Below are 14,310 nucleotides of genomic sequence, written 5' to 3'. Positions count from 1 at the left end.
CGCACCCTGCCGGAATGGTGCCCACAGCGTCCGCATTGCGAACATTGGCCACCATCCCAGCATGCGAACTCCTTATCCCAAACCCCGGACCAGGCGGGCGGAATTCCCGATCCGCGCGACGATTTCCGCCTGGGCGAACGAGCCGGTTCCGCCTGGGCGGACGAGCCGGACGAGAGGTCGATAGGGTGCCACCATGGAGCGTGAGGGGGTCGAGCGGCTGCTCGCGGAGGCCGGGGCCGACAGCAGGCGGTTGCGGCACGCGCTGGCGCTGCTGAGCGACGGCCAGTGGTGGACGCTGGCCGACGTGGTCCGACAGAGCGCCACGTCCCGGCGCACCGTCGAGTCGCTCGTCCGGGAGCTCCCCCTGGAGCACGACGGCGACCGGTTCCGCATGCCGCTCGTCGACGCGCCCGACTACCAGGACCTCCTGGCCGTTGCGCCGCCGCCGGAAGACCCGGTGGCCCACCTCGTGCCCCACTACGGCCACGTGCTCGACCGGCTCACCGACCTGATCGCGAAGGCGCCGCGGGCCCGCCATGTGCTCGACCACGTCTCCGCCACGCCCGAGACCGTGCTGCGGCGGGCGCTGCTGCTCGGCGCCCGGTTCTGGCTGCCGGGCGCACGGCTGCTGTGCGTGGGCGACCACGACCTGACCTCGCTGGCCGTCAAGCTCGTCCATCCCGAGGCCGACGTCACGGTGGTCGACGTCGACGAGCGCATCCTGGCCTACATCGACGAGCAGGGGCTGGGCGTCCGCACCCGCTGGGCCGACCTGCGGCTGGGGCTGCCGCCGTCCGCGCGCGAGCACGACCTCGCCGTCACCGACCCGCCGTACACGCCGGAGGGCACGGGCCTGTTCGTGGCGCGCGCCCTGGAGGGGCTGAAGGACGACGGGCGGGTGCTGCTGGCGTACGGCGCCAGCGAGCGCACGCCGATGCTGGCCCTGAAGGTGCAGCAGGAGCTGTCACAGCTCAACCTGGTCTACGAAGCCGTTTATCCCGACTTCAACCGATATTTCGGGGCGGAAGCCATCGGGTCGGCGGCCGACCTGTACATCCTGCGCCCGACTTCCAAGACCCGCCCCGCCGTCCAGTCACGCCTGAGCCGCCTGTCCACCGCCATCTACACCCAGGGCCCTCAGTCCGTCGAAAGCGCCGCCGGCGCGTCCACGACCTCGGCGACGGCCCTGGAAGGCTTCGCGCCGGACCTACTGGTAGGCGACTGGCCCAAGGACCTCACACCACCGCGGGTCAAACTCCCGACATGGCTCGCCAAGCCATACGCCGCCGCGCCGGAGCGCGTCGCCGTAGCCGTGCCACCGGGCCTGGAGTCCGCACTCCCCCGCCTGCTCCTCGCGACCCGCGCCCCCCAGGTCCGCGTCCTGCTCTCCGGCGCGCTCCCGCCGCTCCCGCAACCCCTCTCCACCGTGTACGACCTGCGCCCCGGCGACGGCATCCTCGACGCCGTACGCCTCCCGCAACCCACCGACGAGGCCGCCTCGGTCCTGCGCCGCATCCTCGACAACGGCCACGCCAAACTGGCCAACACCTGGCGCGAAGCCCTGATCGCCGTCGCCCGCTCCCAAGGCACGGCCCTCACGAAGAACGACGCCCGCACCCTGATCCGCCAGGCAGCCCCCTGGTCCGACGACCTGACACCGCTCGAAACCCCCCTCCACCACCTGACGGCTCTACCAGCCGCCGTAACCACCACGGTCACCGCCCTCACCACCACCCTCTAGCGGCGGCGCCGTGGACGGCGACCGTCTTGGCCGCCCAGGCCTCACAGATCGCCACCGCACCAGGACGACCACGCCCCCAGCGTCGCTTCTGGCCACCCACGTCCTCTTATCAAGGAACGGGTGCACACCCTGATCGTCGGACAGCCGAGTGACCCGACACCCTGCCCGCGAGGCCGCCCTCCACCGCCTGTCCGCCCTACCGACACAGGCACCGCCGTCCCCACCGGCCGACACGGTCGGCCGCCTGACCAATGCGCGCCATCTCGCGGCTACGCCTCAGAGGTCGGCGGTCCCCACCGAGGCCCCTGCCACGATGAGTTCCGGCCGGGTCTCGGGTCTGTCCTGGTGACCGTCGTAGCGCGTCGTACGACGCTGCGCGGCACGAGACACCACCGAGGACACCATGACGACCACGCCGAGTGACCCGAACACCGCGCTGCCCGGCCGCCCGCCCATCGTCGACCTGGTCACCTGGCGGACCGCCCGTGACGAGCTCCTGGTCCGCGAGAAGGCCCACACCCGCGAGGGCGGCGCCATCGCGGCGGCCCGCCGCCGGCTGCCGATGGTGGAGCTCGACGGGACGGTGGAGGTCGTCGGCGCCGACGGCCCGGTCCCGTTCCCGCACCTGTTCCATGGCCGCGACGAACTCGTGGTCCACCAGCACATGTGGTACGACGACGCGCCGCACCAGGGGCAGTGCAAGGGCTGCACCACCACGGCCTGGCACCTGAAGGACGCCGCCCACCTCAACGCCCGCGGCGTCTCGTTCGCGATCCTGACCACGGGCAGGTAGGACGAGGTGGCCTCCTACGTCGAGTTCATGGGCTACACCCAGCCCTGGTACTCGGTGCGCGACGTGGACCCGCCGGTCGGCGGCAGCATGGGTCACATCACCTGCTTCCTGCGCGACGGCGACCGCGTGTTCCTCACCTACTCGACGACGGGCCGCGGCAACGAGCCGGTCAACGGTTCCTTGAGCCTGCTCGACATGACGCCCTACGGCCGCGGCGAGGCGTGGGAGGACAAGCCCGAGCGCCGGCCCGAGGGGAGCGGCCCGTGCTGGTCCTGGCGCTCGGACGCGGGCGGGAACGCCACACGGGACCCTCCCAGCCAACCCACGAAGCCATGAGCTGGACCACCGCCCACCGGGCAGCTCGGCAACCGCCTCACCCCGCTGGCCGAGTACACAGACGCTCTCTCGAAGATCAGCGGCCCAGCCCAACACCTCAGCGGTCGCGGGGGCGACGGGTCAGGGATCGGCGCTCCCCGACGGGCGCTACGGGTTGGCCGGTTCAGGTGGCCGCGACGACGCGGTTCTGGACCACGCGACCGAGGCCGTCGAGGGCGACGAGGGCCCCCACCAAGTCGTCCGCGCTCGCCTTCCCGCCCACCCAGCTCACCGTCACGAAGTGGCCCATGGCGCGGACCTGGGCGCTGCTGCCGGCGGCGTCGAACGCGATGCCCTGCCGTACGAACCCGTCCTTGCGCAGCCCCGTCACCAGCGCGTCCGCCGCCCGTCCGTCACCGAGGTTGAAGATGACGAACTGCCCCGCCATCCCCCCGCCCCGGTACGTGGCCTGGAGTGCCTGTGTGCATCCCTCGGCCGAGACACCCCACAGGACCTCGGCACAGTCGCCGAACTGCGCCGTGGCGTCCAGAGTCAGTGCGCCCAGAGTGCGGGTGGCCGGAGTGAAGACCTCGTCGAGGGTCAGCGGCGCGGCGTCGGCCTGCCGGGAGTCGATGGCCGCGTAGAAGGCGGAGGTCGGCTCAGCGTGGAACATGGCCGGCCGCGGCTCCTCCCCACGCAGCCACAACCACCCGGCCACGGCGACAGCCACCACACCAGCGGCCACCACGACAGGAATGACGACACGTCGGGACATCAGCCAGTCTCCCCCGAACCGACGACGTTGCATGGCATCAGACCACCGCTCCCACACCTACGACCACGCCGAACAACCCCCGGCCGCACGAACCCTCACCATGGCGACCCCAGAAGGCCCCACCACCGCATCGGACGCCACCGTCACCACGACGGCCGTCACCACGACCACCCCGCACGGCACCGTCACCGTGTGGACGACGCCCATGACCACGCCGAACGGCGCCGTGACCGCACGACGCGGCGCCACGCGGACGAGCAGCGCTCAGGGCGACGCGGTGGGCCGCTTCGCCGGCGCGGCACCGCACCGGGGCGCGCTCTCCCCCGCCCACGACCACTTCGAACGGCATCAGGAGGACGGCCCCGTGACGGCGACGACACGGCGGTAGATGGCCTTCTCCGCTCCGCGCAAGGCCAGGGTGAGGGAGACGAAGTCGTCCTCGGTGTCGGGCTCCGCGCCGTCGACCCTGCCGATCCACACCAGACCGACGTAGTGACCCAGCGCGTAACCCCCGGCCTCGGAGTAGCCTCCCGCGGGGAAGGCCGCCTTGGAGGACTCAAGGGGGTGCGTCCAGCCGCCACGGTAAAGCGTCTTCAAAGAGTCGACCAATCCCGCGGCCGACTCGCCGTCCTTGAGGTTGAGTAGCGTGTACTGCCCCACGTACCGGCCGTCGGAGCTGGCATACAGTCCTCGGGCGGCCTGGGTGCAGCCGCCGTCCGACACCTGTTCGAGGAGGCTGTCACCCCACAGCACGGCGGCGCAGTCGGCGTCGAGCTGTTTGGCGACGAGCTTGAGCTTGAGCTTCTTGGTGACGGGCAACTCGCTCTCCCCGAACACCTCCTTCTCGGTGAGCGCCTTGGCGTCCTCGGCACGCTCGGCCAGAGGCGCGAACAGCTTGGGCGAGCCCCAGCCGTGGAACACCTGCGGCAGCGCCGCGTCCGGGACGATCACGGCGGCGCCGGCCTGACGTTCGGGCGAGTGGTCGCCGAGCGACTGGATGGCCGCCACCAGACCTCCGGCACCCGCGAGCACGACGACGACCGTGGCGATGACGACGATCAGCCGCTGTTGTTCCGGCCGCAGCCCCATACCGGTGAGCACCGGGAACTGCCAGTCCGAGCGCGGAGGCCGCCGCCGCTGCCGGGCCGCACCGCCCGACCGCCCGCCGGCTTCGGCGGCCTGCGCCGCCAGGTCGCGCGACGCAGCCTCCGCCCGGGCGCGTCCGCCGACCCGAGGAAATCCCTCGAACCCAGCAGAACCGTTCTCCTCACCACCGGCGTCCTCAGAAGCCCACTCCCACTGCGACTCCTGATCCCGCTCACCCCGAGCAGAACCACCGCCACGGGACATCCCCTCACCCCGCCGGCCCTCAGGACCACCGGAACGGGCGACTTCCTCACCTCGCCGGACCGCACGACGGCCACCAGCACGGGACACGCCCTCGATCTGCGAGCCCCCGGCTACATCACCGGAACGGGATGCCCGGTCGATCCGTTCGTCGCCGATGACACCGCTGAGGTGGGAGGTCTCCTCGGCCCACCCGGCCCCAGCGGAACGAGACGGCCTCGCGAGCCTGTCGGCCTGGGCCGGATCGTCGACGCGAGGAAGCTCCTCGAACCCGTCGGTGTGCCCAGCCGCCCGGTCGCCGCGACTTCTCCGACGCCCGCCGTCCGAGCGGCTCCGCCGCCGACGACCACCGTCAGCGCCGTCTTGCCACCCGGAACCGCTGTCTGCGCGAGCCGCCTGCCGGCTGCCGTCGCCGGAAGCCGCCGCAGCACTGCGCCCGCGTTCCGCCACGCCAGGTTGCCCGCCATCCGGACCCGTGGCTTCCCAGCCACCACTCTCCGGCCGCGCCGCCTCCCAAGCGCCACTCTCCGGCGGCGCCGCCTCCCAAGCGCCACTCTCCGGCGGCGCCGCCTCCCAAGCGCCACTCTCCGGCGGCGCCGCCTCCCAAGCGCCACTTTCCGGCCGCGCCGCCTCCCGACTACCACTTCCGGAGCGCGCCGCCTGCCGGCCGCCGCTCTCGGGCCGCGCCGCTTCCCAACTGCCGCTTCCAGAACCCGTACCCGACCGGCCGCCATCCCGCGGACTGCGCGCGTCCCGGCCACCGTGTTCGGGGTACGCCGCGTCCCAACCTCCGCTTGCCGTGCGGGGGTCGCGGCCGGTGTTCGTGGCGAAGAAGTCTTCGCCTGGCCCCGCGACCGGTGACGTGCCGTCGCTCTGTCCGGTCCCCTGCCAGTCGCCGGCCGCGCGATCGGCAGATCGCCCGTCGCGCGTACGCCCCGCCCGTCGGGCGGCGCGTCCACCGGCTGACCGGCCGCGCCGCCCGTCACCGGGTGCCGGGCGCTCGTTCCCGATCTCCGGCCGACCCGGCTCACCTGTGGAGCCGCCACCCGTCATCGGCCGGCCGCCATCGCCGGGCGGCGCAGGCCAGCCACCTCCAGCGCCTCTGCCCGCGCCACCGTCGTCGCCCGCGAACCAGCCGCTGTCAGCGCCTTGAGCGGACCGGACGTCACCCGCCGCAGACCAGCCACCCTGGGCACCGCTCGCGGAGCGGCCTTCGCCGCCTGCGAACCAACCACCCTCGGCACCCTGAGTGGAACGGGGGTCACCAGCCGCCGGCCAGCAGTCGGTGCCTCGGGCGTCGTGGCGGCCGGTGACAGGCCGGCCGCCATCGGCTCCCGGACCCAACCGACCGTGGCCTGTGGGGCCCGCCTGACCGGCGTCAGCACCCGCCCACCAGCCGTCGGACGCCGTGTGCTGCGCGGCGTCACCCGCCCACCGGCCGTCGGACGGCATGTGGTGCGGGGCGTCGGCGCCCGCCTGCCAGACGGCGGAGTCACCCGGATGAGGCCAGGAGCCGTTGCCCGGAACGTGGCCACCACCGCGGCCCGTGCCTTCCGCGGCGCTCGCCGAACGGCCGCCGCTACGGCGCACGCCGTCCGCGGGTCCCGCGGAGCGGGCGTTACGGCCCGTGTCGTCGGCCGAGCCTGTCGAGCGGTCGTCGTTCGGTCGGCCGCCGGGAGACGGCGTGCCTCTTCTGCGGGCCATCACAGCCCCGTCGCCCCGATCAGGTTGCCGACGCCGAACGTGACGCCGGCCGCCACCGCCCCCACCAGGAGCTGACGCAGCCCGGTGTACCACCAGCTGCGTGCCGTCACGGCCGAGACCAGCGCGCCCGCCGCGAACAGCGCCACGCACGACACACCCGCCGACCACCCGAGGTGCTCAGCCCCGAACATGTACGGCAGCAGGGGCAGCAGCGCCCCCACCGCGAACGACAGGAACGACGAGATTGCCGCCACCACGGGCGACGGCAGATCGCCCGGAGCCACACCGAGCTCGGCCCGGGAGTGGACCTCCAGCGCGTGCTCGGGGTCGCGTGAGATCTGCCGCGCCACCTCGACGGCCAGATCGGGCGTCACGCCCTTGTCGACGAACGTCTGGGCGAGCTCGGCCAGCTCGTCTTCGGGGTGGCGGGCCAGCTCGCGGCGTTCGACGGCGATCTCCGCCTGGGCCAGCTCGCGCTGGCTGGCGACCGAGACGTATTCGCCGCCCGCCATGGACAGAGCCCCGGCGGCCAGCCCGGCGACACCGCCGAGGGCGATGATCTTGGTGTTGCCGGTGCCGCCCGCGACGCCTGCGATGAGCGCGAAGTTCGACACCAGGCCGTCCATCGCGCCGAACACCGAGGGCCGCAACCAGCCCCCTGTGACGTCGCGGTGGCGGTGGTGGGCCTCCGCGCGGCCACTCATCAGGAGCTCTTCTCCTTCGTCGCGGGTTCGGTGGCGTCGGGCGCGTCACCCGCCCCTGCGGCGTCGTCGCCGGAGCCCTCGGCCCGCGGCTCGCCGCCCTCCGGCGATCCGCCCTCGGACGGATCACGTCCGGAAGGACCATCATCGGAACCGCCGGGCGGGGCGGCCGAGGACTCGCCCGTGCCGGGGTCGGCCTGGCCGGACGCGTGCTCCGGATCGACCTCCGCGCCCGGCGTGTCAGACAGGTCGGACGGCCCCAACACGACCTCGTCGCCCGTCTTGTTCCTGGTCGCCCAGAAGTACACGAGCGCGCCGACGAAGAGCACGATCGCCGTCCACTGGTTGAGCCGCAGCCCGAGGAAGTGGACCGCGTGGTCGACCCCGCCCACGGGGTCGATGCGCAGCCCCTCGATCCAGAAGCGGCCGAGCGTGTAGCCGGCGACGTAGAGGGCGAACAGCCGCCCGTGGCGCAGCGCGAGGCGGCGCCCGACGAAGATCAGCGCGAAGCCGAGCGCGAGGTTCCACAGCGACTCGTACAGGAACGTGGGGTGGTAGAGGACGCCGGGCTCGCCCCCGTGGTCGACGTCGATCTCCAGGCCCCACGGCAGCGTCGTGGGCGAGCCGTACAGCTCCTGGTTGAACCAGTTGCCCCAGCGGCCGATGGCCTGCGCGAAGGCGATGCCGGGCGCGACGGTGTCGGCGATCGCGCTCATGGACAGGCCGCGCTTGCGCGCGGCCAGCCACACGCCGACGGCGCCGAGAGCGATCGCGCCCCAGATGCCGAGACCGCCTTCCCAGATGAACAGCGCCTGGATCGGCTCCTTGATCGCGCGGCTGCCGAAGTAGGTCTGCCAGTCGGTGATGACGTGGTAGAGCCGGCCGCCGATCAGGCCGAAGATGACCGCGGGGACCGCGATGTCGATGATCGTCCCCGGCCGGCCGCCGCGGGCGCGCCAGCGCCGCTCGCTCAGCCAGACGGCGACGACGACGCCGAGCACGATGCAGAGTGCATAAGCCCGGATCGGGATGATTCCGAGATACCAGACCCCCTGGGAAGGGCTGGGAATCGAGGCAAGGGGCATGTCACGTGAGGGTAGCGGAAGCGAGCCTACTTGGCCGCCCCGGTAATCTCATCGCGCAGCTGCCGCGGGCTGAAGAGCACCCCATTGTCTATTTCCGTGCCGTTCAGTTTCACTGTCGGCGTGTGCTGGATCTTCTGCTCGTCCAGGACCTTCTTGCTGTACGCGGCCTGTGCCTCGCGGTTCTTCTCCTGGGTGACGCAGGCGTCGAAGCCGGGCGAGGTCACGCCGGCCTCCTTGCCCCACTGCTTGAGCTGATCGGGCGTGAACCCGGGCTCGGTCTCCGAAGGCTGGTTGCGGAAGAGGAGGTCGTGGAAGGCCATCCACTGCTTGCCGTCGGCGACGCACCGGGCGGCGTTGGCCGCGCGCATGGAGTTGGACCGGGTCGGCTCCTGCGAGAAGATCGTGATCGGGTGGTAGACGACCTTGACCTTGCCCTCGAGAGCGAGGTTCTTGAACGTCGCGCCGCTGACCCGCTCCAGCTCCTTGCAGGCGGGGCACTGGAAGTCCTCGTAGATGTCGACCACGGGCGCGGTGACGCCGGCCTTGGCCATCACGACGCTGCCGTCGGGCTGGATGGAGACCGGCGCGAGCTGGGAGGCGGCCTCCTCCGAGCGGGAGTTCATGGCGGCGTACCACCAGCCGGCACCGACCGCGGCGACCGCCACCACACCGGTGGTCACGTACGTCGCCAGCCGCTTGCGCCGTTCGCGGGCGCGGGCGGCGGCCTGCTGTTCCTTGATCTTGTCGCGCGCCGACTTCGGCATGGTGTTCGTCCGTCCGCCCTTGGTGGTCATCGTTCGTCCTCCTCGTCATCACTCCTGCCGCCCTCGATGCCGAGGGCTCCGTCGAGCGCGAAACGGCCCGGCGGGAATCGCACCGCCCAGGCGGCGAGCAGCACCAGACCGAAGTCGCGCACGATGTCGAGCAGGTAGGTAGGCTCCTGTCCGGCCCCGAGCTGGCCGCCACCGCCGAAGCAGCCGCAGTCGATCCGCAGGCCGTTCGCCCACGCCCAGGCGATGCCGAAGACGAACGCGAACATGAGCAGCCCGGCGATGACACCGGCCACCCTGGTCAGCAGACCGACGACCAGCAGCAAGCCGACCACGATCTCCAGGATCGGCAGGGCGTAGCCCACCGGGACGGCGACCGACTCGGGCAGCAACTGGTAAGCCTTGACCGCCACGACAGAGTCGGCCGGGTTGCCGATCTTGAGCCCGCCTGCCGCGATCAGCACCCCGCCCACGACGAACCGGGCGACGGTCGTCACCCAGGGTATCGTCATTGTCGCTTTAGGTGACAATGGGAACGATGACGCGGTCACGAATGTCTCTCCTCTGCCTCTGCGCCGGGAAGCGCACAGTACCCGGGAATCCATCCGATCACGCCGCAGATAAGCATCAGCTAAGCCAGCTTTCACCTTGCCATCTGGAAGATTGTCGGTTTTACCCGCCCAAGGTAAAAGTTGCTCATACAAGTAAAGAAGGATGCATCCGTTACGAACTCCGCCCGGCGGGCGCAGATCGTCGGCGCGACCATCGCCACGATCGCCGAGCTCGGTTACCACCAGGCGTCCTTCGCCCGGATCGCCGAGCGCGCCAATCTGAGCAGCACACGGCTGATCTCGTACCACTTCGATCATAAGGACGGGTGATCGCCACGATCCACGGCGACCTGGCGGAGTTCAAGGGACGGCGGGTCAGCGCCAGGGCGACGGCCGCCGGCGCGCTGGACGCGTACATCCGCTCACTGGTGGAGTACGTGCGGGACCATCGCGCCGAGATGAGCGCGGCCACGGAGATCTCCGTCAATTTCCGGCCGGAGGGCGGTGCGGCGCTGAGCGAGGCTGCCACGAGCACGTCCACGCTGTCCCATCTCGAACGGTTGCTCGCCCGGGGTCAGGAGAGCGGCGAGTTCGGGACGTTCAACCGCCGGGTGATGGTGACGGCGCTCCAGCGGGCGCTGGACGGGCTGCCGTTCCTGCTGGAGGCAGACGCCGACCTCGACGAGTACGCCGACGAGCCGGCCGCGCTCTTCGCCCGCGCCACGCGTCCATGAGCACCCCCCTCTTCCTGCTCGAATTCCCGCTGGCCGGGCCGGGCCCGGCGGGCCCGTACCACCGCCACGCCGGGCTCAGCCGCAACTGAAGCGCGCCTCCCCCCAGTCGGCGTGGTCGTTGCCGATGCCGTCCCCGGCGTCCCCGGACACGAGCTCCACGTACCGGGCGCCGGTCACGTCGGCGGCCAGCTCGTAAGCGGGGTCGGCGGCCCGCAGCACCGGACTGCCCGCCCGCTCCACCCCGTCGGCCAGCACGCCGAACCGCACCGACCCCCGCGCGGCCTGCGCGTCGTCGACGCCGACGAACGCGGTGAACGCCGTGCACCTGCCGCCCAGGTAGAACCGCACGTTCGCGGGCGCGTGCGTGCCGAGGCCCTTGGCGAACGTCCGCCCGCCGATGACGATCGGCCCGCCGTCGGCCGGGCCGGTGTCGCCGTTGGACCGGTCGCGCTCCACCGGCCCCCAGCCGTTGGCGGCGCCGACCCACTCCAGGTCGCTCGCGTACGCGTCGGCGGCGGGCGGGGGCGGCAGTGTGCGCGCCTCGGCGGTGACGGTCAGCGACCTGGCCGTCCCGCCGGCGGTGTAGGACGCCGTCGCCCGCAGCACGTACGTCGCGTAGGCGGCGTCGGCGGGCGGGGTGACCCGCCAGGTCGTGGTGAGCGTCCCGCCGGGCTCCACGGCGCCGGCGCCGGCGCCGGCGGCCGCCCAGCCCTCGGGCGCCTCCAGCGTCACCCGCACGTCGGCGGCCACGTCCTCGAGGTTGGTGAACGTGGTCGTCACCTCGTTGGCCGCGCCCTGCTCGAAGGCCGTGGCGGGCCGGAGCTCCAGCGTCCCGCACGCCTGCGACTCCGGTGTGGGCCCGAGATCGGTGACGGCGAAGTCGTCGAGCACGAAGTCGGCCCCGTCCGACTCCGGCCGGAGCGAGCGCAGCCCGACCCAGACGTCGCCGCAGCCGGCGACGACCCGCTCGGTGAACCTGGCCGTGGTGCGCTGCTCGGGCATCGGCGTGCGGCGCGTCTCGACGCTCGACCCGCCCTTGTCGTAACCGGTGACCCACTGGTAGGTGCCGGGCAGCGCGTTCTGGTAGCTGAAGGACACCTCGTACGCGCGGCCCGGCTCGAACCGCGCGGTCCACGGCAGCGTCCGGTAGATCAGCCCCTGGCGCTCCTCGTGGGCCTTCAGCGACCAGTCGCCGTTCAGCACGTCGTCCACCGTCTTGCCGTGCCACCCGGCCTGCGTGTACGGCTCGTGCCGCTCCGACAGGTGCGTGCGCGCGTCGAACGACCCGCCCGCGTCCCCCTTCACGAACGGCCCCCACCCGGGCTCGTCCGACTCGAACGTCTCCACCGCGCTCTCCGGCTCCCGCTCGAACACGCGCACGTCGTCCACCCGCACGTCGCCCTCGGCGCCGGCGGCCGTGATCCGCAGCGTGACCGACGGTCCCGGCGCGACGAACGTCACCTTGACGCGCTGGAAGAACGTGTCGTGCTTCTCGTCGGAGGCGATGTGGTTCCTGACCGTCGAGCGCAGGACCGTCACCGACTCCCCGCCGGCCTGCAGCGTGGTCGCGCGTGTCCGCCCCGGCTCCACCTCGACGAAGGCCGAGGCGGTGTACGTGCGGCCCTCGCGCAGGCCGTTCACACGCTGCTCCAGCCGCGTCTCGGCGCCGCCGCCGAGCAGCGCCACCCGGTGGCCGAGGGCGTTGCGCTCGACGCGGACCGGGCCGCCGGTGGCCCAGCCGGGCAGGCCGTCGCCGTTGAAACCCGGGTCGCGCAGACCACCGCCCTCGCCCCAGCGCGGATCCGCCTGCCGGGGCGCCGCGCCGGGATGGAGCACGTACGCCACCCCGGCCTCGGCCCGCAGCGTGACACGGCCGCCGGACGGGGTGACCCTGCCCACCCGGACGCGGCCCTGGTCGGTCAGCTCGTACACGGTCATCGCCCGGTCGGCCTGCCAGGTGGTCGCGCCGCCCGCCGCGTTGTAGTGGTAGAACCTGCCGTCCCACGGCAGCAGGTACGCGCCGCCGTCGAGCACCTTGCGCCCGTCCGCGAACACCTGGCGCACGCCGTCGCGGTACGTCGCCCGCACACCGCCGGTGAACACGATCTCGTCGGCGTTCCAGTCGATGATCTTCTGCTGCTGCAGGAACTTGACCGGCAGGTTGTTCTCCCAGACGTTGCGCAGGAAGGCCGTGAAGTCGTTCTCCGCCGTCCAGCCCTCGAACTCCACGATGCGGGTGTTGCCGAGGATCGGGTGGGCGTTCCAGACGTCCTTCTCGTGGTTGCGGATGAACCGGATGATCTGGGAGTTCAGCCCCTTGTTGGTGACCCCGCCGTAGTCGAGGTCGTTGGCCCAGTGCGACCACAGCGACGCGCGTTCCAGCTTGTCCGACCACTCGGTGGTGATCTGCCAGCCCTGCGCGCGCAGCTCGGCCAGCGTCCGGTCGGCGACCCAGCCGTGCGGGCGGAACACGTCCACGTACAGCACCGCGAGGTTGCGGTCCGTCTCCTCGCGCAGCCGCCGGAATCTCTCGGCGAGGCTGCCGCGGGTGAGGTCACCGCGCTGGTCGATCAGATACGCCTGGTCCAGCCAGTCCCAGCCCTCGGCGTCCTCGTTCACCAGCTCCTCGCTGAAGCTCTTCGCCTCCGGGTAGGCCTCGGTCGCGTTGACGTGCGCGCCGAACGCGGCGTTCCACTTCTTTCCGGCTCTCAGCAGCGTGTTGAGGTCCGCCAGGCCGCCGGCGCGGCGGTTGTGGTTGCCACCGTAGTCGGGGTGGGCCGAGTCGTGGCCCTCCGACTGGTAGCCCTTGAGCAGCGCGAGCTGCCCCAGCCCGTCGGTGGCCAGCGCGACGCGCTTGACGTCGTCCAGCGTGCGCAGGAACGGGTGCGTGGCCTGGCTGGAGAAGTTGAACGGGATGTGCGTGACCACGCGGTCCTTGGTCCGCTCCGCGCCGGGCGCCGTGATCCCGATGCTCCGGAACGCGACGGCGCCGTCCTGCCAGTCGGCTCCGCCGTCCCCGTTGGCGTCGGGAGTGACCACGACCTTCGCCCAGGGCCGTTCCTCGGTGAACGGCGAGCCGGTCGCGCGGTGGGTCCACTGGCCGCTCCAGACGCCCACGCGTACCGTGCCGTCCGGTTCCCGCCTGGCCTGATGCCAGAACCGGGCGGCGTCGCGGTCGGTCACGCCGGACGGGCGATCGTAGGAGGAGTTCGACTCGACGGCGGCGGCCAGCCGGTCGGTGCTGACGATCGCGTACGTCGCCCCGACCGGCGCCGGGTCCGGCTCGGTGTCTCCCGTGACCTCGGCGAAGACGTCGGCGGTGCGGGTCGAGTCGGGATCCAGGCGGGTGAACGCGGTCGCCGCGCCCGGCTGGGCGCTCGACACGGACACCAGGGCGTGCCCCGGCAGGTCGATCGTGTGCACGCGGAACACCTCGGTGTCGGTCACCCGGTCGATCGCGAACGTCGTCACCCTGCCCTTCACCCCGATGCTCGCCCCCAGGGCGACGCCGGGCAGGTCGTCGAAGGTCAGCCGGTAGCGGGCGGACCCGACGTCCCTGCCGGTCAGGGTCACATCCGCGGTGCGGGCCTGTCCGTTCAGCACGACGGCGGGAACGGCCCGGCCGCCGTCCAGCGTCGCGCCGCTCGCACGGTCGGTGTAGCGCAGGACGCGCGGGAACGCCGGGTCCAGCTCCACGCTGAGCGCACCTGAGGCGATGGTGATCGGCTCGGCCACGGTCGCGGGCGTCGGCGGCACGTTCTGCGCCGTGGGGACGGGTGGCGGCGGGCCGGTGG

The 14,310-nt window shown here is 72.3% G+C and carries 11 protein-coding genes and 1 pseudogene; 5 read left to right on the top strand and 7 right to left on the bottom strand.

Annotation, left to right across the window (positions count from 1 at the left end; genetic code table 11):
* Positions 1-193: 193 nt before the first annotated feature.
* Together E1286_RS18690 and E1286_RS18685 are read left to right on the top strand one after the other, a co-directional pair.
* The gene (locus tag E1286_RS18690; protein WP_132614209.1) at positions 194-1,741 is read left to right on the top strand and encodes a bis-aminopropyl spermidine synthase family protein; all 1,548 of its coding nucleotides are present in this window, start codon (positions 194-196) and stop codon (positions 1,739-1,741) included.
* Between the two features lie 403 nt (positions 1,742-2,144).
* Positions 2,145-2,870: pseudogene (locus tag E1286_RS18685) on the top strand (DUF899 family protein).
* A 163-nt stretch (positions 2,871-3,033) separates the two neighbouring features.
* Here E1286_RS18685 and E1286_RS18680 read toward each other — a convergent pair.
* A complete protein-coding gene (locus E1286_RS18680; protein WP_132614207.1) occupies positions 3,034-3,624 on the bottom strand; it encodes a hypothetical protein in 591 nt (196 codons plus the stop codon).
* 31 nt (positions 3,625-3,655) lie between these two features.
* Here E1286_RS18680 and E1286_RS18675 point away from each other — a divergent pair, with 31 nt between their 5' ends.
* Entirely contained in the window at positions 3,656-4,012 is a 357-nt protein-coding gene (locus E1286_RS18675) for a hypothetical protein (RefSeq protein WP_132614205.1), read from the top strand.
* Here E1286_RS18675 and E1286_RS18670 read toward each other — a convergent pair.
* From E1286_RS18670 to E1286_RS18650, 5 genes are all read right to left on the bottom strand, one after another.
* The gene (locus tag E1286_RS18670; protein WP_132614203.1) at positions 3,973-4,974 is read right to left on the bottom strand and encodes a hypothetical protein; all 1,002 of its coding nucleotides are present in this window, start codon (positions 4,972-4,974) and stop codon (positions 3,973-3,975) included. The genes E1286_RS18675 and E1286_RS18670 overlap by 40 nt on opposite strands.
* 1,700 nt (positions 4,975-6,674) lie before the next feature.
* Entirely contained in the window at positions 6,675-7,379 is a 705-nt protein-coding gene (locus tag E1286_RS18665) for a VIT1/CCC1 transporter family protein (protein WP_132614201.1), read from the bottom strand.
* Entirely contained in the window at positions 7,379-8,377 is a 999-nt protein-coding gene (gene lgt / locus E1286_RS18660) for a prolipoprotein diacylglyceryl transferase (RefSeq protein WP_246074970.1), read from the bottom strand. The genes E1286_RS18665 and lgt overlap by 1 nt, the downstream gene beginning before the upstream one ends.
* 110 nt (positions 8,378-8,487) lie before the next feature.
* The gene (locus E1286_RS18655) at positions 8,488-9,255 is read right to left on the bottom strand and encodes a DsbA family protein (protein WP_132614197.1); all 768 of its coding nucleotides are present in this window, start codon (positions 9,253-9,255) and stop codon (positions 8,488-8,490) included.
* On the bottom strand, positions 9,252-9,728 hold the full coding sequence (locus E1286_RS18650; protein ID WP_132614195.1) for a MauE/DoxX family redox-associated membrane protein: 477 nt from the start codon (positions 9,726-9,728) through the stop codon (positions 9,252-9,254). Before E1286_RS18650 ends, E1286_RS18655 begins: the two co-directional genes overlap by 4 nt.
* A 195-nt stretch (positions 9,729-9,923) precedes the next feature.
* On the opposite strand from E1286_RS18650, the gene E1286_RS18645 reads away from it, so the two are divergent.
* Positions 9,924-10,112, top strand: a complete 189-nt coding sequence (locus E1286_RS18645; RefSeq protein WP_132614193.1) for a TetR family transcriptional regulator — start codon at positions 9,924-9,926, stop codon at positions 10,110-10,112.
* Entirely contained in the window at positions 10,109-10,516 is a 408-nt protein-coding gene (locus E1286_RS18640) for a hypothetical protein (RefSeq protein ID WP_132614191.1), read from the top strand. Before E1286_RS18645 ends, E1286_RS18640 begins: the two co-directional genes overlap by 4 nt.
* A 75-nt stretch (positions 10,517-10,591) precedes the next feature.
* Here the strand turns inward: E1286_RS18640 and E1286_RS18635 are convergent.
* Positions 10,592-14,310 (bottom strand): endo-alpha-N-acetylgalactosaminidase family protein (locus E1286_RS18635; protein WP_132614189.1); only part of this gene is annotated, 3,719 nt, incomplete at its 5' end.

This window comes from Nonomuraea terrae, from assembly GCF_004348995.1.
Classification (GTDB): Bacteria; Actinomycetota; Actinomycetes; order Streptosporangiales; family Streptosporangiaceae; genus Nonomuraea; species Nonomuraea terrae.
This window is presented reverse-complemented; position numbering and strand designations above follow the sequence as displayed.

What these genes read in the sequence shown, in the direction of transcription:
- E1286_RS18690 (WP_132614209.1), top strand. Translation starts at nt 194, where the DNA reads ATGGAGCGTGAGGGGGTCGAGCGGCTGCTCGCGGAGGCCGGGGCCGAC.
- E1286_RS18680 (WP_132614207.1), bottom strand. Translation starts at nt 3,624, where the DNA reads ATGTCCCGACGTGTCGTCATTCCTGTCGTGGTGGCCGCTGGTGTGGTG.
- E1286_RS18675 (WP_132614205.1), top strand. Translation starts at nt 3,656, where the DNA reads ATGGCATCAGACCACCGCTCCCACACCTACGACCACGCCGAACAACCC.
- E1286_RS18670 (WP_132614203.1), bottom strand. Translation starts at nt 4,974, where the DNA reads ATGTCCCGTGGCGGTGGTTCTGCTCGGGGTGAGCGGGATCAGGAGTCG.
- E1286_RS18665 (WP_132614201.1), bottom strand. Translation starts at nt 7,379, where the DNA reads ATGAGTGGCCGCGCGGAGGCCCACCACCGCCACCGCGACGTCACAGGG.
- E1286_RS18655 (WP_132614197.1), bottom strand. Translation starts at nt 9,255, where the DNA reads ATGACCACCAAGGGCGGACGGACGAACACCATGCCGAAGTCGGCGCGC.